23 protein-coding genes are annotated in these 23,135 nt (G+C 62.8%); 11 read left to right on the forward strand and 12 right to left on the reverse strand.

Annotated elements, in window-relative coordinates:
• Positions 1–80: 80 nt before the first annotated feature.
• Together ehuA and ehuR are read right to left on the reverse strand one after the other, a co-directional pair.
• The gene (gene ehuA / locus AC1D10_RS10115) at positions 81–872 is read right to left on the reverse strand and encodes an ectoine/hydroxyectoine ABC transporter ATP-binding protein EhuA (protein ID WP_477271150.1); all 792 of its coding nucleotides are present in this window, start codon (positions 870–872) and stop codon (positions 81–83) included.
• Between the two features lie 124 nt (positions 873–996).
• Positions 997–2,382: a MocR-like ectoine utilization transcription factor EhuR gene (ehuR, locus tag AC1D10_RS10120; protein ID WP_477271152.1), complete on the reverse strand. Its 1,386-nt coding sequence runs from the start codon at positions 2,380–2,382 to the stop codon at positions 997–999.
• Positions 2,383–2,464: 82 nt separating this feature from the next.
• Between ehuR and AC1D10_RS10125 the strand changes: the two genes are divergently transcribed.
• From AC1D10_RS10125 to AC1D10_RS10140, 4 genes are all read left to right on the forward strand, one after another.
• Positions 2,465–2,956, forward strand: coding sequence for an Lrp/AsnC family transcriptional regulator (locus AC1D10_RS10125; RefSeq protein WP_477272070.1), 492 nt, complete (start codon positions 2,465–2,467; stop codon positions 2,954–2,956).
• A gap of 131 nt (positions 2,957–3,087) precedes the next feature.
• Positions 3,088–4,581 carry an NAD-dependent succinate-semialdehyde dehydrogenase gene (locus AC1D10_RS10130; RefSeq protein WP_477271154.1) on the forward strand — a complete coding sequence of 498 codons (1,494 nt, stop codon included), beginning with the start codon at positions 3,088–3,090 and terminating at the stop codon, positions 4,579–4,581.
• A gap of 33 nt (positions 4,582–4,614) precedes the next feature.
• Positions 4,615–5,994, forward strand: a complete 1,380-nt coding sequence (locus AC1D10_RS10135) for an aminotransferase (RefSeq protein ID WP_477271156.1) — start codon at positions 4,615–4,617, stop codon at positions 5,992–5,994.
• An 18-nt stretch (positions 5,995–6,012) separates the two neighbouring features.
• Positions 6,013–7,116 (forward strand): alcohol dehydrogenase family protein, encoded by a 1,104-nt coding sequence (locus AC1D10_RS10140; RefSeq protein WP_477271158.1) that lies wholly within the window; start codon positions 6,013–6,015, stop codon positions 7,114–7,116.
• Between the two features lie 152 nt (positions 7,117–7,268).
• On the opposite strand, the gene AC1D10_RS10145 is transcribed toward AC1D10_RS10140, so the two are convergent.
• The 4 genes from AC1D10_RS10145 to uxuA all read right to left on the reverse strand — a co-directional run bounded on the left by AC1D10_RS10145 (position 7,269) and on the right by uxuA (position 12,772).
• The gene (locus AC1D10_RS10145; RefSeq protein WP_477271160.1) at positions 7,269–8,288 is read right to left on the reverse strand and encodes an NADP-dependent oxidoreductase; all 1,020 of its coding nucleotides are present in this window, start codon (positions 8,286–8,288) and stop codon (positions 7,269–7,271) included.
• Between the two features lie 25 nt (positions 8,289–8,313).
• On the reverse strand, positions 8,314–9,636 hold the full coding sequence (locus AC1D10_RS10150) for an LLM class flavin-dependent oxidoreductase (RefSeq protein ID WP_477271162.1): 1,323 nt from the start codon (positions 9,634–9,636) through the stop codon (positions 8,314–8,316).
• Positions 9,637–9,982: 346 nt separating this feature from the next.
• The gene (locus tag AC1D10_RS10155; protein ID WP_477271164.1) at positions 9,983–11,002 is read right to left on the reverse strand and encodes an isopenicillin N synthase family dioxygenase; all 1,020 of its coding nucleotides are present in this window, start codon (positions 11,000–11,002) and stop codon (positions 9,983–9,985) included.
• 585 nt (positions 11,003–11,587) lie between these two features.
• On the reverse strand, positions 11,588–12,772 hold the full coding sequence (uxuA, locus tag AC1D10_RS10160; protein WP_477271166.1) for a mannonate dehydratase: 1,185 nt from the start codon (positions 12,770–12,772) through the stop codon (positions 11,588–11,590).
• 192 nt (positions 12,773–12,964) lie between these two features.
• On the opposite strand from uxuA, the gene AC1D10_RS10165 reads away from it, so the two are divergent.
• Both AC1D10_RS10165 and AC1D10_RS10170 read left to right on the forward strand, forming a co-directional pair.
• The gene (locus tag AC1D10_RS10165) at positions 12,965–13,699 is read left to right on the forward strand and encodes a FadR/GntR family transcriptional regulator (RefSeq protein WP_477271168.1); all 735 of its coding nucleotides are present in this window, start codon (positions 12,965–12,967) and stop codon (positions 13,697–13,699) included.
• A gap of 13 nt (positions 13,700–13,712) precedes the next feature.
• Complete coding sequence (locus AC1D10_RS10170; RefSeq protein ID WP_477271170.1) at positions 13,713–14,498, forward strand: SDR family NAD(P)-dependent oxidoreductase; 786 nt, start codon at positions 13,713–13,715, stop codon at positions 14,496–14,498.
• 521 nt (positions 14,499–15,019) lie between these two features.
• Here the strand turns inward: AC1D10_RS10170 and AC1D10_RS10175 are convergent.
• Both AC1D10_RS10175 and AC1D10_RS10180 read right to left on the reverse strand, forming a co-directional pair.
• Positions 15,020–16,282: a DUF763 domain-containing protein gene (locus tag AC1D10_RS10175; protein ID WP_477271172.1), complete on the reverse strand. Its 1,263-nt coding sequence runs from the start codon at positions 16,280–16,282 to the stop codon at positions 15,020–15,022.
• A 50-nt stretch (positions 16,283–16,332) separates the two neighbouring features.
• Complete coding sequence (locus AC1D10_RS10180) at positions 16,333–16,575, reverse strand: hypothetical protein (RefSeq protein WP_477271174.1); 243 nt, start codon at positions 16,573–16,575, stop codon at positions 16,333–16,335.
• Positions 16,576–16,741: 166 nt separating this feature from the next.
• Between AC1D10_RS10180 and AC1D10_RS10185 the strand changes: the two genes are divergently transcribed.
• The 3 genes from AC1D10_RS10185 to AC1D10_RS10195 all read left to right on the forward strand — a co-directional run bounded on the left by AC1D10_RS10185 (position 16,742) and on the right by AC1D10_RS10195 (position 18,295).
• Entirely contained in the window at positions 16,742–16,933 is a 192-nt protein-coding gene (locus tag AC1D10_RS10185; protein ID WP_477271176.1) for a hypothetical protein, read from the forward strand.
• Between the two features lie 176 nt (positions 16,934–17,109).
• On the forward strand, positions 17,110–17,946 hold the full coding sequence (gene ku / locus AC1D10_RS10190) for a non-homologous end joining protein Ku (RefSeq protein ID WP_477271178.1): 837 nt from the start codon (positions 17,110–17,112) through the stop codon (positions 17,944–17,946).
• A gap of 49 nt (positions 17,947–17,995) precedes the next feature.
• Positions 17,996–18,295: a helix-turn-helix domain-containing protein gene (locus AC1D10_RS10195; RefSeq protein WP_477271180.1), complete on the forward strand. Its 300-nt coding sequence runs from the start codon at positions 17,996–17,998 to the stop codon at positions 18,293–18,295.
• 111 nt (positions 18,296–18,406) lie between these two features.
• Here the strand turns inward: AC1D10_RS10195 and AC1D10_RS10200 are convergent, their stop codons facing one another.
• The gene (locus AC1D10_RS10200) at positions 18,407–18,607 is read right to left on the reverse strand and encodes a hypothetical protein (RefSeq protein ID WP_477271182.1); all 201 of its coding nucleotides are present in this window, start codon (positions 18,605–18,607) and stop codon (positions 18,407–18,409) included.
• A 189-nt stretch (positions 18,608–18,796) separates the two neighbouring features.
• On the opposite strand from AC1D10_RS10200, the gene AC1D10_RS10205 reads away from it, so the two are divergent.
• Both AC1D10_RS10205 and AC1D10_RS10210 read left to right on the forward strand, forming a co-directional pair.
• Positions 18,797–18,976 (forward strand): hypothetical protein, encoded by a 180-nt coding sequence (locus tag AC1D10_RS10205; RefSeq protein ID WP_477271184.1) that lies wholly within the window; start codon positions 18,797–18,799, stop codon positions 18,974–18,976.
• Positions 18,977–19,381: 405 nt separating this feature from the next.
• Positions 19,382–20,128, forward strand: a complete 747-nt coding sequence (locus AC1D10_RS10210) for an SDR family NAD(P)-dependent oxidoreductase (protein ID WP_477271186.1) — start codon at positions 19,382–19,384, stop codon at positions 20,126–20,128.
• A gap of 72 nt (positions 20,129–20,200) precedes the next feature.
• On the opposite strand, the gene AC1D10_RS10215 is transcribed toward AC1D10_RS10210, so the two are convergent.
• The 3 genes from AC1D10_RS10215 to ppaT all read right to left on the reverse strand — a co-directional run bounded on the left by AC1D10_RS10215 (position 20,201) and on the right by ppaT (position 23,115).
• Positions 20,201–21,034, reverse strand: a complete 834-nt coding sequence (locus AC1D10_RS10215; RefSeq protein WP_477271188.1) for a sulfite exporter TauE/SafE family protein — start codon at positions 21,032–21,034, stop codon at positions 20,201–20,203.
• A gap of 117 nt (positions 21,035–21,151) precedes the next feature.
• On the reverse strand, positions 21,152–21,898 hold the full coding sequence (gene pldH, locus AC1D10_RS10220) for a pyridoxal 4-dehydrogenase, SDR-type (RefSeq protein ID WP_477271190.1): 747 nt from the start codon (positions 21,896–21,898) through the stop codon (positions 21,152–21,154).
• A gap of 38 nt (positions 21,899–21,936) precedes the next feature.
• Entirely contained in the window at positions 21,937–23,115 is a 1,179-nt protein-coding gene (gene ppaT / locus AC1D10_RS10225; protein WP_477271192.1) for a pyridoxamine--pyruvate transaminase, read from the reverse strand.
• Positions 23,116–23,135 lie beyond the last annotated feature (20 nt).

The following is a 23,135-nucleotide window of genomic DNA, read 5'->3' on the forward strand; positions in this document are numbered from 1 at the left end:
GTCTTGCTTTTGTTGCGCGGCGGCGTTGCCGCCGGTTTTCCTATCAAGGGGCGGCTTTCCCTGCCCCGGGGGCATGACGGTCAGACGCGATGTCCGGCCGCGATGATCTTCTTCAGGAAGCCCTGCGTGCGCTCCTGCTTGGGATTGCGGAAAATCTCGTCGGGCTTGCCTTCCTCGACGATCCTGCCGCGATCGAAGAACAGCACCCGGTCGGCGAAGTCGTGGGCAAAACCCATCTCATGCGTGACCAGCAACATGGTCATGTCAGTCTCGGCGCAGAGCCGCCATAGGACGTTGAGCACCTCCTCGACCAGTTCCGGGTCGAGCGCTGACGTCACCTCGTCGAACAGCATGATCTTCGGCTGCAAAGCGAGCGCGCGAGCAATCGCCACGCGCTGCTTCTGGCCGCCGGACAGCTGCGCCGGCATCGCCTTGGCCTTGTCGGCCATTCCGACCATGTCGAGCAGTTCCATCGCCCGCTTTTCGGCGGCGGCGCGCGGCATGCCCTTGGTGAGCATCGGCGCCAGGGTGACGTTGTCGATGACGCTCTTGTGCGGAAACAGGTTGAACAGCTGGAAGACCATGCCGATCTTCTGCCGCATTCGGGCCAGGTGCCGCTCGTCGGCAGGCAACAGCTGGCCATTGCGCTCCATGTGGTAGAGTTGTTCGCCATCGATCTGGATGTGGCCGGTGTCGATGCGCTCGAGTGTCATCAGGATGCGCAGGATCGTCGTCTTGCCCGAGCCGGACGGCCCGATCAGCGCCAGCTTCTCGCGCGGCATGACCTGCATCGACAGGCCGTCCAGCACCTTGAAGCTGCCGAAGCTCTTCGAGATGGCGTCGATCTTGATGATGGGCGCTGGTGCGGACAAATGAATTTCCCCGTGCTGGAGAAGCCTGTGCCCTTAACGATGCGGAACCCGCCAAATCATGTCAATTGGGAAAATAATATCATGACAATATTTATGATTCCGCACAATTTGGGAGCAATCCAGCCTAGATAGCGAGCAGGAGATGCTCCGGATCGCCAAGCAGAAGCTTGGTAACAACGCCGAGGCCGGCGCGCAGTTCCCCCTCGGTGGTCGAGCCTAGCGAGATGCGCACCGCCGGATGCCATGGTGCGTCGGAAATGCGGAAGGAGGTGCCCGGCGCGATCGCCACGCCTTGCAGCCGGGCCTGGGCGACGAAGCTCTCCTCGGCGCGGTCGGCGGGCAGTTGCAGCCAGACATGCAGCCCGTCGCGCCGGGCGCGATAGTCGACGCCTGCCAGCACCTCCGCCGCGATATCCTGCCGCCGCCGCAATGCCGCGCGCTGCCAGCGGACAAGCTCCATCGCGGTGCCGTCGGTGACCCATTTGGTGGCGATCTCGGCCACCAGCGGCGTCGCCATCCAGTTCGAAACCAGATGCCGATTGGCGACGGCGGCGACATAGCGGTCGGGCGCGGCGAGATAACCGATGCGCAGGCCGGGCACGGTGATCTTGGTGAAGGAGGTGACGTAAAGCGTGCGCTCCGGCGCAAAGGCAGCAACCGGCGGCGGCCGGTCCTCGACCAGGGGGCCGAGCACATCGTTCTCGATGATGGCGATGTCGTGCTTGCGCGCCACCGCCGCGATCTCAGCGCGGCGTGCGGCATCCATCAGCGTCGCCGTCGGGTTGATCACCGAGGGCTGCACGAAGACGGCGCGGATGTCGGACAGCCGGCAGGCTTCGTCCAGGGCTTCCGGAATCAGGCCGTTGCCGTCGATCGGCAGGCCTTCGAGGTTGAAGCCGAGATAGCGGGCGAGCGGCACCAGCGTGTGGTGGCCGATCGCCTCGGTGGCAACCGTCGAGCCGGGCGGCGCCACGCTCATCAACGCCACCGTCATGCCGGCGGTAGCGCCATTGGTCAGACTGATGTTCTGGGCGGAGATGTCGAGCCCGCACAGTTTCAGCCATTCGACCGCCACCGAGCGGTGACGTGGAAACACCATGTTGGGCCGGAACGACAGTGCCGAACTCGACGGCAGGTTCTCTGCCAACCAGCCCAGCGCCTGCTTCAGCCGCTCCAGATGCATCGGTTCGCAGACCGGCTTCAGGATGGAGAGGTCGATGACCTCGCCAAGACGCTCGGGCAGATATGGCGGCTCAGGTTCGCGGCGTTGCGTCTGGACGAAGCTGCCGCGACCGATCTCGCCCGAAATCAGGCCGCGGCGGATCAGTTCCTCATAGGCGCGGCTGACCGTCTGTACCGAAAGTTTGAGGTCGTCGGCCAGCCGCCGATGGGTCGGCAGCCGCGCACCATTGGCAAGGCGTCCGTCATGGATGGCGCGCGCGAATTGGTCGGCCAGCGACTGATAGGCCGGCCGCCGGATGAGCGCGGGATCGGGTTGCCACAATGTCATGACTTATTAGAGATCGAAATCAGTGCAATTGACAATCGAAATAATGCGCCGTCATGGTGAGGACGACGAAAAGTGGACGCTGATGACTGCTGCGAAACTCGACCCGATCGACCTGAAAATCCTCGACGCCATCCAGCGCGACGGACGCATCACCAAGCTGGCCCTGGCCGAACAGGTCGGGCTGTCGCCGACGCCATGCTGGATGCGGCTGCGCAGACTGGAAAAGGCCGGCATCGTCTCGGGCTATCACGCCCGGATCGCCATGCGCGTCGTGGCACCCGTCGCCACCGTGCTGATGGAGGTGACGCTGGCCAGCCACCGCCAGGCCGATTTCGACCGCTTCGAGCGTGCCATTCGCGACATTCCCGAGATCGTCGCCTGCTGGTCGGTGGGCGGCGGTGTCGACTATGTGCTGAAGGTGATGGCGCGCGACATCGATGCGTATCAGCGCCTGGTCGACGGCTTGCTCGACCGCGAAATCGGCATCGACCGCTACTTCACCTACATCGTCATCAAGACGGTCAAGGACGAGATCGCGCTGCCCATAGCCGACCTGTTGCCTACATCGCCGTAGGACTGGAGAGATCGCCTGCCGGAGCGGCACAATAGAGAGAGTCTCTCTACGGGCGGGCATCCAAACAGCCTCTCTGTCCGCATAGGGCGGATAGTCTTCCCGCAATCAGTCCGAACCGGGAGGCCTCGACCATGTCCGCGCATTTCGCCCGCTCACATCGCCACGAAGCGCTCGATCGCCTGGCCGACCGCCGGCTGCTGCGCGAACTCGCCTATGTCGACGGTCACTGGACGGCAAGCGAGGCGGCCGAAAGTTTCGAGGTCACCGATCCCGCCGCCGGCACCACCGTTGCCTTCGTCGCTGCGCTCGATGCACGCCAGACGACAAAAGCGATTGATGCCGCCGCGCGCGCCTTTCCGGCCTGGCGGGCGCTGCTGCCGCAGGAGCGTTCCAAAATTCTGCGAAAATGGTTCGACCTGATCATCGCCGCGAAGGACGACCTCGCTTTGCTGATGACACTGGAACAGGGCAAGCCGCTGCAGGAGTCGCTGGGCGAAATCGACTACGCCGCCTCCTTCGTCGAATGGTATGCGGAAGAAGCAAAACGCCTGAACGCCGAGAGCGTCACCAGCCATCTGCCGAACGCGGAAATGATGGTGCGGCGCGAGCCGCTTGGTGTCGTCGGCGTGGTCACGCCTTGGAATTTCCCGTCGGCCATGCTGACCCGCAAGGCCGCGGCCGCGCTTGCCGCCGGCTGCACCATCGTCGCGCATCCGTCATCGGAAACGCCTCTGTCGGCACTGGCGCTGGCCGAACTCGGCGAGCGCGCCGGGCTGCCGGCAGGCGTCTTCAACATCGTCACCGGCAAGGCTTCGACGATCGTCGGGCAGATGTGCGAAGACCCGCGCGTCCGCGCCATGAGCTTCACCGGCTCGACCGAAATCGGCAGGCTGATCGCCGCACAGAGCGCACCGACGATGAAGCGGCTGGTGATGGAGCTTGGCGGCCACGCACCGCTGATCGTCTTTGCCGACGCCGATCTGGACAAAGCGGTGGGCATCGCCATCGACGCCAAATTCGCCACGTCGGGCCAGGACTGCCTCGCCGCCAACCGCATCTATGTCCAACGTCCGGTCTACGATCGCTTCTGCGCGGCCTTTACCAGGCGCATCGAGGCGCTGCGGACCGGCAATGGCCTTGCTCACGGCATCGATATCGGGCCGCTGATGCATGAGCGTGCCGTCAAGAAGGTCGAGGAACAGGTCGCCGATGCGCTGACCCACGGCGCGCGCTGCCTCACCGGCGGCGGGCGGCACCAAGCTGGCCCCCTGTTCTACCAGCCGACGCTGCTGGCCGACGTTTCCGACGAAGCGCTGATCATGCGTGAGGAAACCTTCGGCCCGGTCGCCGCCGTGACGCCGTTCGACAGCGAGGACGAGGTGATCGGCCGCGCCAACGCCACCGAATATGGGCTCGTCGCCTATGTCGTGACCGAGAATGGCGCCCGCCAGCAGCGCATGGGCCGCGCGCTCGACTACGGCATGGTCGCCATCAACCGCGTCAAGATCACCGGCGCGCCGGTCCCGTTCGGCGGCGTCAAGCAGTCCGGCATCGGCCGCGAAGGTTCGCGCCACGGGCTCGAAGCCTTCACCGATCTGAAGTATCTGTGCCTGGACGTCGCATAGGTTCGCCCGGCCATTCCTCAAGGAGTAGAAAAAATGCTCGACCAGTCCAACGAACTCGCCGCCTGGGATCGCGACCACTTCTTCCATCCCTCGACGCATATGGGCACGCATGCGCGCGGTGAATCGCCAACCCGCATCATGGCCGGCGGTGAAGGCGTCACTGTCTGGGACAACAATGGCAAGAAGAGCATCGATGCCTTTGCCGGTCTCTATTGCGTTAATGTCGGCTATGGCCGCCAGAAGATATCTGACGCCATCGCCGCCCAGGCCAAGAACCTCGCCTACTACCACGCCTATGTCGGTCACGGCACCGAGGCCTCGATCCGGCTTTCCAAGATGATCATCGACCGCGCGCCGCAAGGCATGTCGCGGGTCTATTTCGGCCTGTCCGGGTCCGATGCCAACGAGACCAACATCAAGCTGATCTGGTACTACAACAATGTGCTGGGGCGGCCGGAGAAGAAGAAGATCATCTCGCGCTGGCGCGGCTATCACGGCTCGGGCGTCATGACGGGATCGCTGACCGGGCTCGACCTGTTCCACAACGCCTTCGACCTGCCGCGCGCGCCGACCCTGCACACCGAGGCGCCCTACTACTTCCGCCGCGCCGACCGCTCGATGAGCGAGGAACAGTTTTCGCAGCATTGCGCCGACAAGCTCGAGGAAATGATCCTGGCCGAAGGTCCCGAAACCGTCGCCGCCTTCATCGGCGAGCCGATCCTCGGCACCGGCGGCATCGTGCCGCCGCCCGCTGGCTACTGGGAAAAGATCCAGGCGGTGCTGAAGAAATATGATGTGCTGCTGGTTGCCGACGAGGTGGTGACGGGCTTTGGCCGGCTGGGCACCATGTTCGGTTCCGACCACTACGGGATCAAGCCGGACCTGATCACCATCGCCAAGGGCCTGACCTCGGCCTATGCGCCGCTGTCGGGCGTCATCGTCGCCGACAAGATGTGGCAGGTGCTGGTGCAGGGTTCCGACAAGCTCGGCTCGCTCGGCCATGGCTGGACCTATTCGGCGCATCCGATCTGCGTTGCMGCAGGCGTTGCCAATCTCGAACTGATCGACGAGATGGACCTGGTGGCAAATGCCCGCGAGACCGGCGCCTATTTCCGCGCCGAGCTGGCCAAGGCCGTCGGCGGTCACAGGAATGTCGGCGATGTGCGCGGCGACGGCATGCTGGCAGCGGTCGAGTTCGTCGCCGACAGGGACGACCGGGTGTTCTTCGATGCCTCGCAGAAGATCGGACCACAGGTGGCGACGGCGCTTGCAGCGAGCGGCGTCATCGGCCGCGCCATGCCACAGGGCGACATTCTCGGCTTCGCCCCGCCGCTCTGCCTGACCCGCGAGGAAGCCGACATCGTGGTGGCCAAGATGGCCGATGCGGTGAAGAGCGTGTTTGCCAATCTCTGAAATCGACCTGTGAATGCCATGACCAAGACCCTCCCCGCCACCATGGCCGCCGTGCTTTTGACCGGGCACGGCGGACCGGAAAAACTCGTCTACCGCAGCGATGTGAAAGTGCCCTCGCCTGCATCAGGTGAAGTGCTGGTCAAGGTCAGCGCCTGCGGCATGAACAACACCGATGTCTGGGTGCGCCAGGGCGCCTATGGCACGGAAGAGGATGCGGCGGCGGTGTCGACATGGCGGCGCCAGGGCAACACGCTGACCTTCCCGCGCATCCAGGGCACCGATACGGTAGGCCAAATCGTTGCCGTCGGCGACGGTGTTTCGCCAGATCGCATCGGCGAACGGGTGATGGTCGATTTCTCCATCTACAACCGCGACGACGATTCGCTGGCCGACATCGACTATATGGGCCATGGCCGCGACGGCGGTTATGCCGAATACCAGGCCGTGCCTGCCGAGAACGCGCATGTCGTCGACACGACCTTGAGCGACATCGAGCTTGCCACTTTCTGTTGCGCCTACCTCACTGGCGAACAGATGCTGGAGCGCGCCGGCCTGAAGGCCGGCGAGCGCGTGCTGATCACCGGTGCTTCGGGCGGTGTCGGCTCCGGCATCGTGCAATTGGCACGGGCGCGCGGCGCCATTCCCTATGCCGTGGTCGGCAAGGGCAAGGAACAGGCGGTGCTAGACATTGGCGCCGAGGCCGTCATCACCCGAGGCGTTGCCGACCTGCCGCAAGCCGTCGCCACGGCAACCGGCGGCCAACCGATCGACGTGGTGGCCGACCTCGTCGGCGGCGCCATCTTCAACGACCTCCTGCGCATCCTGAGGCCCGAGGGCCGATACACGACTGCAGGCGCCATTGCCGGCCCGGTCGTGCAGCTCGACCTCAGGACCATGTATCTCAAGCAGTTGCAATTGCACGGCTCGAGCCAGGGCAAGCGAGCGGATTTCCGCCGCATAGTGGGCTACATCGAGGAGACGAAGATCCGGCCGCTGGTCGGCGGCGTCTACAAGCTCTCCGATTTCCACCACGCGCAAGCGGATTTCATCGCCAAGGATTTCGTCGGCAAGCTGGTGGTGGTGCCGGACGCCATGTGGAAAAGCGGGCCCGATCTCAAGTAAGATGGCGAAGCCATAACGTGCTGCCTTTCATGCTCCGCATACCCTCCAATTGAGTCCCTTGCCAGGATTTGTCGCAGAGTTGGCATGACATTTCGCAGCGGGCCACCGCCACAGAATTAACCTGACAGCCTCGACCTTGTCGTCCGGGCTGATTATCCCGCGACCCGCACGACAAGCTTGCCGAAATTCCTGCCCTCGAGAAGACCAAGAAAGGCCTCCGGCGCGTTCTCTATGCCGTCGACGAGATCCTCCCGGTAACGCACCCGCCCGGATGCTATCCAATCGGCCATGTCGCGATAGAATGCCGGGCGCTGGTCGACGAATTCACGCTGGATGAACCCCCTGATCGTCAGGCTGCGATGGAGCACCTGCTGCATCAACGTCGGCAGCCGGTCGATGCCGGAATCCGGGATGACATTGTATTGCGCGATCAACCCGCAGACCGGCACGCGGGCAAAATCGTTCAACAGGGGAAACACCGCATCCCATACAGGACCGCCGACATTCTCGAAATAGATGTCGATGCCATCAGGGCAGGCGACCCTCAACTGCTCGGCAAAATTGTCGGCCCTGTGATCGACGACCGCATCGAAGCCGAGTACCTGCCGCACGAAAGCGCATTTGTCAGTGCCGCCGGCGATGCCAACGGCACGCGCCCCCTTGATGCGCGCGATCTGGCCAACGGCTGACCCGACCGCGCCGCTTGCCGCCGCCACGACCACCGTCTCGCCGAGCTTTGGCTGTCCGATGGTGAGCAGGCCGGCATAGGCGGTGAAGCCCGGCATGCCGAGCACGCCAAGGGCCGTCGTCACGGGCGCCGCCGCGGGATCGAGCTTGCGCAACCCGACACCGTCGGACAGCGCAAAACTCTGCCATCCGGAATGGGACAACACGATATCCCCTACGGCAAACTCCGGATGGCGAGAGCTAACGACGCGCGCAACGGTGCCGCCTTCCATCACGCCGTCGACATCGACCGGCCTGGCATAGGATTTGGCGGCGTTCATGCGCCCGCGCATATAGGGATCAAGCGATAGATAGAGGATCTGCAGCAGCAGTTCGCCCTCACCCGGTTGGACGACGTCAACTGTCTCGATGCGGAAGTCGCCTGGCTTCGGCCGGCCTTGCGGTCGCGCCGCAAGCACGATGCGGGTGTTCGTCTGGGTCGGCATTGGAGACCTCTTTGCGAAGGACGTTCTATTCGAAAAACCGGTTGGGTGGCCGCTTCAGGCCAAGATTCTCGCGCAGCGTCGTTCCCTCGTACTGCCGCCTGAAGATGCCTCGCCGCTGCAGTTCGGGCACCACCTTCTCGACAAAATCGTCGAGCCCGGCAGGCAGATGGGGAAACATGATGTTGAATCCGTCGGAGCCCTCAGTGACCAGCCATTCCTCCATGTCGTCGGCGATTGTTTCAGGCGTGCCGACGAAAGCAAGGCCGGAATAGCCGCCTAGCCTTTGCGCAAGCTGCCTGACGGTGAGGTTCTCGTTGTGCGCCAGTTCGATGACGCGCTCGCGGCCGCTTCTGCTGGCATTGGTCTCGGGGATTTCGGGCAAGGGCGCGTCAGGGTCAAAACCGGATGCGTCATGCCCGATCGCGATCGACAGCGAGGCAATGCCGCTCTCGTAGTAGACCAGACTGTCGAGCTTCGCCCGCCTGGCCTGCGCGTCCTCGACGCTGTCGCCGACGACGACAAAGGCGCCGGGCAGGATCTTGATATCGTCCCGCGATCTGCCGAGTTTCTCCGCGCGGTTTTTGACGTCGGCAAAGAAACGCTGTCCCGCGGCGAGATCGGCATGCGCGGCGAAAATGACTTCCGCCGTTTCGGCAGCCAGTTGCCGCCCCGCCTCCGACGCGCCGGCCTGGACGATGACCGGCCAGCCCTGGATCGGCCGGGCGATGTTGAGCGGCCCGCGCACCGAAAGATGCTCGCCCTTGTGATCGAGCACATGCAATCTGGAAGGGTCGAAATAGAGCCCGCTTTCGGCATCGCGGATGAAGGCATCGTCGGCGAAGCTGTCCCACAGGCCGGTGACGACGTCGTAGAATTCCCGCGCCCGCCGGTAGCGCTCGTCATGCTCGACATGGTCGTCGAGGCCAAAGTTGAGCGCCGCGTCAGGGTTGGACGTGGTGACGATATTCCAGCCGGCGCGCCCGCCGCTGATATGGTCCAGCGAGGCGAAGCGACGCGCGATGTGATAGGGCGCGTCGAACGTCGTCGATGCGGTGGCGACCAGCCCGATGTGATCGGTGACGGCGGCCAGCGCCGACAGCAGCGTGAACGGCTCGAACGACGTGACCGTGTGGCTGCGCCGCAGCGCCTCGATCGGCATGTTGAGAACGGCCAGATGGTCGGCCATGAAGAAGGCGTCGAACTTCGCCGCCTCCAGCGTCTGGGCAAAGCGCTTCAGATGCGCAAAATTGAAATTGGCGTCGGCATAGGCGCCCGGATAACGCCAGGCGCCGGTGTGCAGGCTGACCGGACGCATGAAAGCGCCGAGCCGCAATTGTTTCTGGGTCATGAAAGTCGTCCTGGCAGATGAATACAATCGAGCACTGTCGCTCGAATCCTGATCTTAGGATCGGACGGTCTGCCCAACTCGGGAAGGCACTCTGTTGCGTCGCACCCGGCTTTTGCAGCATTTCCGTTTTGCCGCACCCTGGACCGCAGCACAAAAAATGGCCGGGCTCGAATGCGGCCCGGCCAAAAGAAGGTTAAAACCTTCAGAGGGGAACACCGCTCAGCGGAATGGGAGGAGACCGCCGAACGATTTTACCTGTTTGAGCCTATTTCAGAGCTTTGGCGACGAATGGCATTCCAAAGAATGCCCCGAACGGCGAAATTATGTTCAGCGCTTCCCACCAGCCTCATGGGCGCACCGCTCCGGTTTCAAGAAGATCGGCATAGTGGCGGCGCGCCACGTCGGGATGCGAACGCAGACGGCTTTTCAGGACGTTGGTGCCGACGTCGCGGAACAACGGGTTGTCGGGATCGCTTGCCGGTCCGCGTGCCTCCGCCGCCAGTTCCTCGGGCAAAGTCAAAAGCGGTATGGTCGCATCCAGCCGCGCGCTGAAGAAGAAGGGAACGGAAATCCGCTCGACGCCGGCGGGCGGCGTCACGACGCGGTGAACGGTGGCGCGCAGATACCCATTCGACGCCAGTTCAAGCAGTTCGCCGATGTTGACGACCAGCGTTCCGGGGATCGGATCCACATTGACCCAGCTTCCATCATATTCGACCTGCAGCCCCTTGTTGTCGTCCTGCAGCAGCAGGGTCAGGAAGCCGCCATCCTTGTGCGCGCCGACACCCTGGTCGCCATCCGTCGCGTCACGACCGGGATAACGCACGATCTTCATACGATGGTTGGGCGAGTCCCTGTAGATCGAGTCGAAGGCGTCCTCGGGCTGGTCAAGCGACAGCGCGAAGGCTTTCAGCAGCCTGATCGCCACCGCCGTGGCCCTGGTCTGCCATGCCAGCAGCGCCGGTTTGAGATCGGGCAATGCCGAGGGCCATTGGTTCGGCCCTTGCAGCCGCGTCCAGGCCGCAATTCCCGGCCCTTGCGGTATGGGCTGGCGCTCGACGCCGATGTCGAGTTGCTCACGCCAGTCGGCCGCGCCCTTGGTCAGCTCACCGCCGGCGCGCGTGTAGCCGCGAAACTGCGAGGATTTGACCATTTCGATCGCCAGCTTGTCGGCCTCCGGCAATGCGAAGAACCGCCGCGAGGCATCAAGCACGTCATCGATCTCCGAGGCGGAAATTCCGTGGCCGCTGAGATAGAAGAAGCCGACGTCCCGGGCTGCCGCGCGCAGGTCCAGGAGAAAGGCGCGATGCTCGGACGCCCCTTGTTCGACACGGCTCAGATCGAGTACCGGCACAATTCTGGGCATGGTCAGGTTCCTTCTTTTCCCTGCCCGTGCCGAGGAGAAGTAGAAGCGCCCCATCGGCAAGCACTCCGGGCACGGATCGTGCATCCAAGGTTACACGCCGGGCCGGCCGATCAAAGCAACGGACGCTCCAATCTGGGCCGGATAGAAGAAAGCCAGCGCTGCATATTATGGCTTGCGGGCAAATAATGTTCCCAACAGGTATTATAAAATCGGAGAGGGTTATGCGGACTTCGGCATAACCTCGAGGCCGGGCGGGTTGGCCGTTGCAAGGAGGAGGCAATCGTCTCGCGGGCAAGACGAGTAACCCGCCGATTCGCGCCTCACGTCTCCAGAGATCGGCCGGTCCCGGCATCGAACAGGTTCAATTTGGCAGCCGTAGTCGACCTTCTTTTTATCCGCCACGCTAAAGGCTGAACCGACCGGCAACATTGTTCCGTCGCTTGCTCGCACCACAGGCGCGCCGTTGTCGCACGCGGCCTCGCCGTTGAGAGCGCCGGCCGACAGAGCTAGATTACCGGCCCGAGGCTTTGGACCGACAGAGCGAGCGCCTGGTTACGCATGCGATCGCGCGAACGCTTGAGGGCTTCAAGCCAACCCGAACGTCTCCACGGCGCGCATGATGCCGCGCAGTTCGGCGAGGCCTTTCAGCCGGCCAATCAGCGAGTAGCCGGGATTGATCCTGGTCTTGCCGATATCGTCGGCGAGCAGATGGCCGTGATCGGGGCGCATCGGGATGCGCCAGTCGGCGCGACCTTCCTTGCTGCGGCGCGCCTCTTCCTGCATCAGAGCGAGGATGACATGTGCCATGTCGGTGCCACCCTCGAGATGCTCGGCTTCGTAAAACGAGCCGTCTTCCTCGATGGTGATGTTGCGCAGATGGGCGAAATGGATGCGGTCGGCGAACTCCTTGACCATGGCGACAATGTCGTTGTCGGCGCGTGTGCCGTAGGAGCCCGTGCAGAAGGTCAGGCCATTGGCCGGACTGTCAACGGCGTTGAGGATGAAGCGCGCATCCTCGGCGGTCGAAACGATGCGCGGCAGGCCATAGAGCGAGAAGGGTGGATCGTCGGGATGGATGCACATGCGCACCCCTTCCTGCTCAGCCACCGGAATGATCTCGCGCAGGAACCAGGCAAGGTTGTCGCGCAATTCCTTCGGGCCGATCGCATCGTAGTCCGCCAGGGCCTCGCGAAAACTGTCCCGGTCGTAGCTGCGCTCGGTCGCTGGCAGGCCGGCGATCAGATTGCGCTCGATCCTGTCGATCTTCTCAGCGCTCAACTCCCTCAGTCGCGTATCCGCCTCGGCGATACGCGCTGCACTGTAACCGACCTCGGCATTCCGGCGCTTCAGCACGAACAGGTCGTAGGCCGCGAAATCGATCGCGTCGAAACGCAAGGCATAACCCGTCGTCGGCAGCCGATAGGCCAGATCCGTGCGGGTCCAGTCGACCACGGGCATGAAATTGTAGCAGACCGTGGTGATGCCGGCCTTGGCAAGCGCGCGGATCGTCTCCTTGTACCAGCCGACATAACGGAGCCTTTCCGCCGCGCCGATCTTGATCGAGTTGTGGACGGGAATGCTCTCGACGACCGACCAGGTCAGCCCTGCCGCCTCGATAATCCGCTTGCGCTCCAGAATGCTCTCGAGCGGCCAGGCGCGCCCGTCATAGATGTCGTGCAGGGCTGATACGATGCCCGTCGCGCCCGCCTGCTTGACATGATCAAGCGTTACCGGGTCGTCGGGTCCATACCAGCGCCAGCACTGTTCCATTGCCGCTTTCCTTCTGCGAGTGAAGGGCAACTTATTGTTGGACCATAACGAGAGTCAAACTAAAAATCTGAGCTGATTTCAAGTACTCCTTCCCCGAACTTCAATTGAATCCCGGAGGCCCTAAGCCAAAATCAATTGTTTTTTTTAAATCCTGCGCTATCTTGGTCCAACAATTAAAAGAAGGCTCGACGTTTGGAACACTCTCAGGCTGCACGCGAGAACGCCGCCGCTCGGCGCATCAGCGGCCGCTCGGCGGTCGACACGACGGCCGGTCGGATTCTTGACCTGATCCGCGTGCGGCAGCTGAATGTCGGCGACGTGCTGCCGACGGAGCGTGAGCTCAGCGAACTCACCGGCGCCAGCCGCAACACGGTGCGCGAAGCGTTGCGCACCATCCGCACCTACGGGCTTATCGACCCCAAACCCCGCGTCGGCGCCGTCCTGGCCAACGGGCAGAGCATCGCCATCCAGAATTTTTTCGCCGCGCACATGGACATCTCGCGCTCGTCCTTCGCCGACATACAGGGCTACCGGCGCATCATCGAGGTCGGCATCGGTGACCATATCGTGCTCCACGCCTCGAACGAACAGCTCGACGCGCTCGACGAGATCAACGCCCGGATCGTCGGCAGCCACTCGGCCGAAGAGGCCGCCGAAAACGATTTCAATTTCCACATGGCGCTGATCAGGCTGGCGGACAATCGCATGCTGACGGACATGTATTCCTTCCTTTCGCCAGTGATCCTGCGGATTATGACCATCGGCAAGGAAAGACGCCCGATCCTGGCCGATACGAGGGCAGCACATGGCGAGATCATTGCTGCGCTGCGCGCGCGCGACAGGCTGGCCTACGCCTACCTGATCAGCCGCCATCTCGACTTCGGCTTGCGCTTCCTGCCGGAAGAGCCGGCCTGCGACCGCCAATGATGGAGTTCCCACAATGAAGGATTTCGACGGCAAGGTCGCCTTGGTGACCGGCACAACCGGAATCGGCCTGGCGACAGCCAGACGTCTTGCGGCAGGTGGTGCCGCGATCATCGCCTGCGGCATCGATCGCGCGGCCAATGCGGCGCTGAAAGCGAAACTGGAAACCTCTGGAGCAGGCGTGCTCGTCATAGACGCCGACGTCTCCGTGCCGGATCAGGTTCGTGACGCGGTCGCCACCGGCGTCGAACGGTTCGGTGGCCTCGATATCATCGTCAATTCCGCGGCGGTCCATCCGTACGGAACCGCAACCAGCACCGACTTCGAGACCTGGAACAAGGCGATGTCGGTCAATGTCGGCTCGATCTATCTGACCGCGCATTTCGGCATTCCGGAAATGATCCGCCGGGGTGGCGGCGCCATCGTCAATGTGGCTTCGGTACAGGGTCACGCTTGCCAGCAGAATGTCGCCGCCTATGCGACGACCAAGGGCGCGATCCACACTCTGACGCGCTCGCTGGCGCTCGACTACGCACGTCAGGGAATCCGCGTGAATTCGGTCAGCCCGGGCTCGGTCCGCACCCCGATCCTGGAAAAGGCGGCACGCGGCGAGAATGGCACCGATGCCGATGTCGAGGCGGCCTACAAGCGCTTCGGCGAAGCGCACCCTATCGGCCGCATCGGCGAGCCGGAAGAGGTGGCGGAACTCATCGCTTTCCTGTGTTCGGCGAAGGCCGGGTTCTGCACCGGCGCCGACTACAAAATAGATGGCGGCCTGACCGCCGGCATTGGCGTGAAGTAGCATCTCCGATACGGCCGACTACGGCGCACCCCCACCCAAAGTCGATTTCTGGTTTTGAACAGATTTAGCCCGGCATCTAGGCGCCTCGACCAAATGCTCTATTTCCTCCTTGTCGCGTTGATCAACGATGGAGGTTGGCATGGATCGGCGATTGTTTCTGACTGGAATGTTAGGATTGGCGGGCGCTGCGGCCGTGGTCACCGTAGCTCGCCCCGTGAGGGCGGTGGCTGGCATCCCGAGCACTGGGAACGGCATTCTCGATGAGCTGGACAAGCCGGTAGACGACCTTGTGGAGCCGGGTCCTGATAGCCAGAATGACGTCGAACCCGTGCAGTACTATCAATGGAGGCGGCGGCGTGTATGGAGGCGGCGGCGTGGATGGCGCGTGGTTTGCCGGCGCTATTGGCGTCGAGGCCGCTGGCGCCGGAGATGTTTCCGCCGATCCTACTGGATCCGCTACTATTGATACCCTGTAAACGCGAAGGCTCCGGCGTTTTGTTGGAGCCTTCGCTCGGCCCAGTTCATTCCTTGCTGCCGGCTCGAACCGGTTGCGCTTGCGGCGGTGGCTCCCATCCGAAAACACTGCGGCCGCCCAGCATATGCGACTGGTCGAACTCCCCTGCCACGATTTCCTTCAGGCTGGGACCGGTGACATAGCGCTCGACCTGGCGCGACTGGTCGTCCAGCCGTCTCAATGCATCGATTTCCTCGGTGCGGCCGAGCCTTGCTTTGTGAACGGCCGATTTCAGCACGCCGATCGTCTCGTCATAGACTTTCAGCGGCACCGGGAACGGGTGTCTATCCTTGCCACCATGCGCCAGCGAGAACCGGCCGGGGTCCGAAAACCGGCATGGCGCCCCATGCACGACCTCGGCCACCATCGCCAGCGCACGCACGGTGCGGGCACCGACGCCGGGCACCATGAGCAGTTCCGAGAAATCGGCGGGCCCGCGTTCGGCGGCGGCAGCGATATTGCTGTGCAGGCGGCGCATGACGACGTCGCTTTCGCGGACGTCATGATAGGCCGGCATGACGAGATACGGCAACAGCGGCTGCGCGGGAGCGGGTGGAGAGCCATGCTCCAGCAAGGCAAACTCTTTCACGATGCGATCGGGCCCCAGATCCCGCAGCAGGTCCAGTTGGCCGTGACGCGAAGCATCGGCGCGCCGGTCGGTCAGGTTGACGATCTCGCCCTGATTGGCGCCTTCGATCGCGGCATGCGGCTGGTCGACAAAGCTCGTCAGCCCCTCGGATAGCCAATGATAGCGACGCGCCACCTTGCTGTCGCCGTTCATGCCTTGTTGCACCACGACCCAGTCGCCATCGTCGGTGACGATGAAGCCGTGAAGGTAGAGATCGAAGCCGTCCTGGACGGCGGCACTATCCACCTTGGCGACCAGTCTGCTGGCCTTGGCCAGGCCGGTTCCGTCGAACCCGACACGCTCGCCGATCAATGCCAGTTCGTGCGGGGTCTTGCGCGAATGCGCGCCACGCCCGCCGCACACATGAATGCCGAGTTCGCCGGAGAGCGGTGACAGGCCACGTTTCAGGGCGCCGACAACGCTTGTCGTGATGCCGGAGGAATGCCAGTCCATTCCCATGACCGCGCCGAAAGACTGGAACCAGAACGGGTGTGCCAGGCGGCGCAGCAATTCGGTTCGGCCATAGTGATGGATGATCGCCTCGCACATCACCGCGCCAAGGCGGGTCATGCGGTCACCAAGCCATTTGGGCACGCGACCGCCATGCAGTGGGAGATCAGCACTTCCCGATCGTTGCGCCAAGTTGTGCCGCCCGCGTTGCTCGTTGCGTAGAGATAGGTGTTGCGGCCCTGTCAGGAAAGCCTGCTGTCGCCCTTGGCTGGGCGAACATCAAGCAGCAGCGCGAGATGTCTGGCCGCTGCGCTTTCGATGATGAGCTCTTCCAATTGATGATCGGACAAACTTGTAGCGGTTCGCTTGCGAACCTCATCGATGCCGCCGCGGACGGATATCGGGACGGAATGTGCCTGATCGTCAAGGTAGGCACCGATCGCCAACACCGCATCGGCATCGACATTGCGTGGCAATGGCCGCATCGACCCTTCCTCCCCGGCACAGTTTCCCTGAAGGTAAAGTCCGAGTCGAGATCGATCTCGTTGATGTACGATTTCGTACATTGATCGCGTCTCATCGTATCGATCGGAACAATTCAGCCATCAGGCGATTTAAGAGCCCTGGAAAATCTCTCGGGTGGAGGCTTGAATGGCGAAACGGAGAATGCGCGACCCGTATCAGCTGCGTGCGCAGGCTGACCGGATTTCCAAGGAGATCATCGACATCGAGCGCTCAGCCCGAGAAGCAAAGACCGCAAAGCTCAGGGCCCAGCGCGAAGCCCTGCAGCAGGCATCTGCTCGGACAAAGCCCGACAGGGTCAGCAGCGGCGACGCCGAATAGACCTGTCACGAAGATCCGCCAACGGATCGCACCATGGCCGGCTCGTCGGATTTTTGCCGATCCTGACCGCTGCAAAAACCGGGGGGCTGCTGCCCGAACCAGAACGAGAAATGGCACCAAGCCCACACCGGAGGAACGATTTGAACGGAAACTCGTTTGCCCTGACTGGAAACGGGATGAGCAAAATGGTCGCGCCCCGTGCTGCCTGGAAGGGTTTTTTGAAGGTCGGTTCGGTTTCCTGCGGCGTGAAGATCGTCGGCGCCACCAGCGAGGCGTCGAAGGTTCATTTCAGGATATTGAACCGCAAGGACGGACTCCCGGTCAAAAGCGTCTACGCCGACGACGAGACCGGAAAGCCGGTCGACGTGGAAGACCAGGTGAAGGGCTTCGAGGTCGAAAAGGATGAGTTCCTCCAGATCGAGCCCGACGACATCAAGGCGCTCAAGCTGACGTCGAACCATACGCTTGAGGTCGGTGAATTCGTATCGCTTGACGAGATCGACACACGCTACCTCGAGAAACCCTACTACCTGATCCCGGCCGATGGCGCTGCACTCGAGGCCTACGGCGTGATCCGCGATGCCATGAGGAACAAGGGTGTCGCCGCGCGATCCTGCGTCGTGCTTTACCAGCGGGGCCGCGAGGTTCTGATCCAGCCCTATGGCAAAGGCATGGTGATGACCGAGCTGCGAAACCACAATGAAATGGTCTCGCAGGACAGCGTGTTCGACGGCTTGAGGACACAGAAATATGATCCAGAGCTACTCGAAATCGCCGGCATGCTCATCGACAAGAAGCTGACGACGTTTGATCCTTCGAAGTTCGAGGACACCTACGAAGATGCGCTGATTGCCATGATCGATGCGAAGCGCAAGGGCAAGCAGCTGCCGAAGCCGGCGCCGAAGCCGAAAGAGAATGTCATCAACCTGGCCGAGGTGCTGAAAAAGAGCCTCAGACAGGAAGGGTTGGGGACACCTGAAAAGAGCGCCCCGCCGAAGCGCAAGACCGCCTAGCACCAAGACGACGGCTAGCACCAGGACGTGCCCGATCCAGGAGAGATTTGTGAGCAGACTTACTCCGCAGCAATGCCGTGCAGCACGTGGCCTGTTGGATTGGCCGCAGGCCAGGCTTGGTGCAAAATCGAATGTAAGCGAGGGAACGGTTCGGGATTTCGAAAAGGGAAAGCGTGTTCCAGCCGCGGACAAGCTCGTCGCAATCCTGTCGGCGCTCGAACTGGCGGGCGTCGCCTTTCTGGACGAGACAGCCCATGGCGGGCCCGGCGTCCGGCTCAGGAGGTCGACGACGTCGCGCACGCGTGTTCGAGACGGCGAAGCCGGAATTATCGAGAGCAGCGAAATGTAACGTGCCGTCCTTGAGGTGCCGGACTACGCGAACCGCCCCTACGAGGGCTGGCCCGTCATCAGGCGCAGGAATTTGGTCGACAAGTTAGGGGAACGACGACCAGACACCTGATCAGTTCGATGACATTTCGCGGATGAGTTCGTCGAGCGCGCCAATGTCGTCCAATGCCGCCACCTCCAGCGGATCCGTGCTCTGCCGCAATGTCCTGAGGTGCGGTGTCCCGTCCGGGCCGACAGGTGCGTAGCTCGCGACCAGGATATCGCGATATTGCTGCAGCAAGACGACCGCACGCTCCATAAGTTCCTGTTTCATCGATGCGAGACTATCAAATCGGTGCACTCGATGTGGATCTGTTTTGCCCGCACCATCTGTCCGCATCCGGCCAGGCTGCGTTGCGCCGCTCCCAGCCGTGCTTCAACGAAAAATGCACCATCGCCCTACCTATGGCCGGAACGCCGGCTCTCCTAGACGGTTATTGGCAAATGAGAGGAGCGGACCAACATGGTGAAAAGCGTCGAGCAGGCACTGGAGGACGCGATCCTTGCAATTCGGATTCTTCGAAAATCCATCGCCGACCATGGGCATTCCGAGGCGATGATAGATTTCGACCGGCTGATGGCCGCAGCCGTGGGCGGAGCCGAGGAACAACTGACCAAGCTGCAGGACTCCGGTTTGTCTTGAACGTCGACGCGCGACTGGAAGGCTTTCTAGGCAAGCATCCGAGCTGCCTTCGCTGCCAATCCCGGAACTCCAATCGGCTGGTTCCCCGAGCTGCTCAGCATCGCGCCGATCCTGGTCTCGGTCACCGGGCTAGGCACCTCGTCGCCGACGGTGGGGAAATCCTTCTCGCTGGCGTTCCGGCAGAGCGTGACGATCCAGGTCACCTAGCACATTTATGGAATTGCTCGCGCCGACACCATTGACGCTGGGCTCGGCTGCCTGAAGATGTCGGTACTGCCCGCCCGCACAAAGAAAGCGTCAGGCCACAACGCCAGACGACGGGTTTCAGCAGTGCCCGATCGGCGATTTCCATGCCGAAACCAGTCGTGCCGCCGTGTGGCTGCATATCGCCAAGGATTGAACGGAATGAACAAAATCGATCTTGAAGGACAGGTCGCCGTCGTCACCGGCGGAGCGCAAGGACTGGGCCTGGCCTTTGCCAGGCGGATGGTCGCATCGGGCGCAAGGGTGAGCCTGTGGGACATGAACGAGGCAGGGCTGGAGGTGGCGGTTGCCGGACTCGGCGATGCAGCCAGGGGAGTGCTGGTCGACATCACCGATGCCGAGGCGGTGCTTGCGGCGCATGCCCGCACCGAAAACGACAGTGGGGCCGTCTCGATCATGGTCAATTCGGCCGGGATAGCCGGGCCCAACCATACGCTGGATGAGTATCCGCTCGACGCCTGGCGGCGCGTCATCGATATCAACCTCAACGGAACCTTTCACGTCAACCGCGCTGTCGTGCCTGCCATGAAGGCGCGCAACTACGGCCGCATTGTCAACATCGCCTCGATCGCCGGCAAGGAAGGCAATCCCAATGCTTCGGCCTACTCGGCTTCCAAGGCAGGCGTCATCGGGCTGACCAAGTCGCTGGGCAAGGAGCTTGCCGGCTACGACATTGCGGTCAACTGCATCACGCCGGCCGCGGCGCGCACGCCGATCTTCGACCAGATGAAACAGGAGCATATCGACTACATGCTGGCCAAGATCCCGCGGGCCCGGTTCCTGGAAGTCGACGAGGCGGCAAACATGGTCGCCTGGCTGGTCTCGAAGGAAAACAGCTTCACCACCGCATCGGTGTTCGATCTCTCCGGCGGCCGCGCCACCTACTGATCCCAAACCACGAGAATTCGCGAAACACGGGCCAGGCTCACAGCAGTTTCAGGGGCGAACGCGGCCCGAGATTCAGGAGAGCAGCATCCTCCCGGCGGTGATCGCCAGGAAGAACGCAAAGGCAAGTTTCAGGTAACGCGGGTTGAGCGCGTGAGCGAGCCTTGCGCCCAAGGGTGCGAACAGAAAGCTTACGGGCGCTATGATGGCAACGGCCGGCAGGTTGACGTAACCCAGACTAAGCGGAGGCCTGCCAGCAACCTCGAGACCCGACCAGATGAAGCCGGCCACCGCTGGAAGCGCGATCAGCAGGCCGAGCGCGGACGACGTGCCGACGGCTCGGTGTACCGGAAAGGAAAAGCTGGACAGCGTCGGCACCGAGAGCGTGCCGCCGCCAATTCCCATGAGCGAAGAGACAACGCCGATGACAGAGGCAATCGCTCGGTTGATCCAGCCGCTTTGCGGCAGGTGATTGGAGATCACAAGGTTCTTCGGCATCGCCATGTTGACGGCCACCAGCAGGCCAACGACGCCGAAAACCAGCCGCAGGCCGGCGCCCGGAATGAATTTCGACATAATGCCGCCGATGAGGGCACTGGCGAAAATAGCCGGTCCCCAGAGATTGAGCAGGGGCCGATCGACATTGCCGCGCTTGTTGTGCGACCGCATCGATGAGATCGAGGTGGGAATGATGACCGCAAGCGACGTCGCGACCGCCAGATGACTGGTCACATCAGGCGAAAAGTGAAACAGGGCAAGCACCCAGAACAGCACCGGGACGATGACTATTCCGCCGCCGACCCCCAGCAGGCCGGCCAGCACACCGGACGCCACGCCGGTGATGGCCAGGCCGGCGACCAGCATTGCAACCGTCAGCCCGTCGAACATCGACGCGAATCCGAAGTTCACCATGATTTCCCCTTGAATGGCCGTGGCGGGCACTTTTGGCCGCACCCGTCCGCTGTTGCGACCCGATGCGAGTCGCCCAAAGTGTGCAGTGGTTTTGGGTACGCGATGCGCTTTAGACTAGTGGCGCACCATCCCGGCGTCGACATTGAGCGTCTGGCCGGTGATCCAGCGCGCATCGTCGGAAGCCAGGAACGAAACCACATCGGCGATATGCTCCGGCTGCCCTTTGCCTTTCATCGCCTGAAGCATCTCGACGAAGCCGAAGGCCTCGTTATGCGGGCTCGCCTTGACGCCGTCGCTCTCGATCAGGCCAGGCGTTACCGCGTTGGCGGTGATGTTATATTTGCCGAGTTCCGTGGCGAGAGCCCTGGTGAAGCCGATGACGCCGCCCTTGGCGGCGACATAGGCCGCCATATTCGGTGTGCCGGCAAAGAAGGTGTTGGATGCGATGCTGATCACGCGCCCGGCCTTGCCTGCCGCACGCATCTGGTCGGTGCCGGCGCGGCTGACGATGAAGGTACCTGTCAGGTTGACATCGATGATCTTGCGCCAATGGTCGAGATCGACATCGTCCCAGGCGACGAACGGCACTATGCTGGCATTGTTGACCAGAATGTCGATGCCCCCGGTCAGGGCCTGGATTTCAGCGAAGAGCGCCTTGACGGATGCCGGATCGGAAATGTCGGCAGCGATCGCCTTCGCCTTTCCACCGATCGACGCCGCCGCCGCCTTGGCGCCTTCCGCGTTGATGTCGCTGACGATGACGGTCGCGCCGTCGACGGCCAGCCGCGCTGCGATCGCCTTGCCGATACCCTGCGCGGCGCCAGTAACCAGGGCCGTCTTTCCCATAAGCCGTTCAGTCATGAAAATGCTCCCTCAATCCGTGATCTGGTGATGTCTGGTCAGGCGTCGGCATCGATCACTGCCAGCGCAGCATCGATGCCTTTGCCAATCGTGAGCTTCTGCCCTGCCGCGTTCATGGCGCCGCCAAGTGCCGTCAGCGCCGCGATCGCATAGATCGGCTGGGCGGTCGGGCCCATGTGGCCGACACGTGTCAGCTTCCCCAATGTTTCGCCGCGGCCCGACGAAAACACCACGCCGTAGCGGGCGCGCGCGGCCTGGCGAAGCGCCTTCTCGTCGACGCCTTCGGGTGTACGGACTGCGGTCGTTGTCGGCGACGCGATCTTGTCACTGGCGGCCCAGATCGACAGGCCCATCGCGGCGACGCCCGCGCGCATGGCCTTGGCCGTGAGCGCGTGGCGCGCCCACACCGCCTCCGGCCCCTCACCAAGGTAGAGGTCGAGCGCGACGTCGAGCCCGTTCATCTCGGAGACGGACGGCGTGAACGGAAACGCCTCGTTCCTTGACCATGCATTTTCCCAGTCGACGATGCTCAGCATCGATGCGCGCGGCGCCAGGGGATTTGCCTTCATCTTGGCCCAGGCCCGCTCGCTGACACCCATCATCGTCAGCCCGGGAGGCGCACCCAGGCATTTGTTCGGGCCGGTGACATAGATATCGGCCTGGCAATCCTCGGGGTGCGTCTTCATGCCACCAAAGGACGAGACGGCGTCGACGATGAGATAACCGCCATGCGCCGAAACCAGCGCGCCGATCGCGTCGATCGGATTGATGGTGCCGGACGGCGTGTCGTGGTGACAGACGGAAACGACGGTGATTTCCGGATGCGCTTTCAGCATTGCCGCAACCGCCTGCGGGTCGATCGCCTCGTTGTAGGGCACCTCGATCTCGAGCAGTTGTGGCGAATAGCGCTTCGCCCAATAGCCAAACCCCTTGCCGTAAACCCCAGAGGCGAGGTTGAGCACGACGTCGTCGGGCGCGATCAGGGAGGCTGCGGCAGCCTCCAGGCCAAGCACCGGCTCGCCATGCAGAATGACCGGCCTGTTCGACAGCCGCATCGCCTTCTGCGCCTTGTCGATCACCTTCTCGTAAAAGAGCTGGAACGCCGGGTCGTAGTCGTAGAGCACCGTGCGACCGAGGCCGCGCAGCACATCCGGATAGGCGTTCACCGGTCCCGAGGTGAGTGTAATGACCGGTTCGGCATGGTCAAAATAGCGCATGGTCTTGTCTCCGCATTGGT

It is taken from the genome of Mesorhizobium sp. P2_A8, from assembly GCF_056404935.1.

Coding starts and splice junctions, on each gene's coding strand:
- uxuA (WP_477271166.1), bottom strand. CDS start 12,772: ATGGAACAGTGCTGGCGCTGGTATGGACCCGACGACCCGGTAACGCTT.
- AC1D10_RS10170 (WP_477271170.1), top strand. CDS start 13,713: ATGAAGGATTTCGACGGCAAGGTCGCCTTGGTGACCGGCACAACCGGA.
- ku (WP_477271178.1), top strand. CDS start 17,110: ATGAGCAAAATGGTCGCGCCCCGTGCTGCCTGGAAGGGTTTTTTGAAG.
- AC1D10_RS10145 (WP_477271160.1), bottom strand. CDS start 8,288: ATGCCGACCCAGACGAACACCCGCATCGTGCTTGCGGCGCGACCGCAA.
- AC1D10_RS10150 (WP_477271162.1), bottom strand. CDS start 9,636: ATGACCCAGAAACAATTGCGGCTCGGCGCTTTCATGCGTCCGGTCAGC.
- pldH (WP_477271190.1), bottom strand. CDS start 21,898: ATGACTGAACGGCTTATGGGAAAGACGGCCCTGGTTACTGGCGCCGCG.
- AC1D10_RS10200 (WP_477271182.1), bottom strand. CDS start 18,607: ATGAAACAGGAACTTATGGAGCGTGCGGTCGTCTTGCTGCAGCAATAT.
- AC1D10_RS10155 (WP_477271164.1), bottom strand. CDS start 11,002: ATGCCCAGAATTGTGCCGGTACTCGATCTGAGCCGTGTCGAACAAGGG.
- AC1D10_RS10205 (WP_477271184.1), top strand. CDS start 18,797: ATGGTGAAAAGCGTCGAGCAGGCACTGGAGGACGCGATCCTTGCAATT.
- AC1D10_RS10130 (WP_477271154.1), top strand. CDS start 3,088: ATGTCCGCGCATTTCGCCCGCTCACATCGCCACGAAGCGCTCGATCGC.
- ppaT (WP_477271192.1), bottom strand. CDS start 23,115: ATGCGCTATTTTGACCATGCCGAACCGGTCATTACACTCACCTCGGGA.
- AC1D10_RS10210 (WP_477271186.1), top strand. CDS start 19,382: ATGAACAAAATCGATCTTGAAGGACAGGTCGCCGTCGTCACCGGCGGA.
- AC1D10_RS10140 (WP_477271158.1), top strand. CDS start 6,013: ATGACCAAGACCCTCCCCGCCACCATGGCCGCCGTGCTTTTGACCGGG.
- AC1D10_RS10125 (WP_477272070.1), top strand. CDS start 2,465: ATGACTGCTGCGAAACTCGACCCGATCGACCTGAAAATCCTCGACGCC.
- AC1D10_RS10180 (WP_477271174.1), bottom strand. CDS start 16,575: ATGCGGCCATTGCCACGCAATGTCGATGCCGATGCGGTGTTGGCGATC.
- ehuR (WP_477271152.1), bottom strand. CDS start 2,382: ATGACATTGTGGCAACCCGATCCCGCGCTCATCCGGCGGCCGGCCTAT.
- AC1D10_RS10185 (WP_477271176.1), top strand. CDS start 16,742: ATGGCGAAACGGAGAATGCGCGACCCGTATCAGCTGCGTGCGCAGGCT.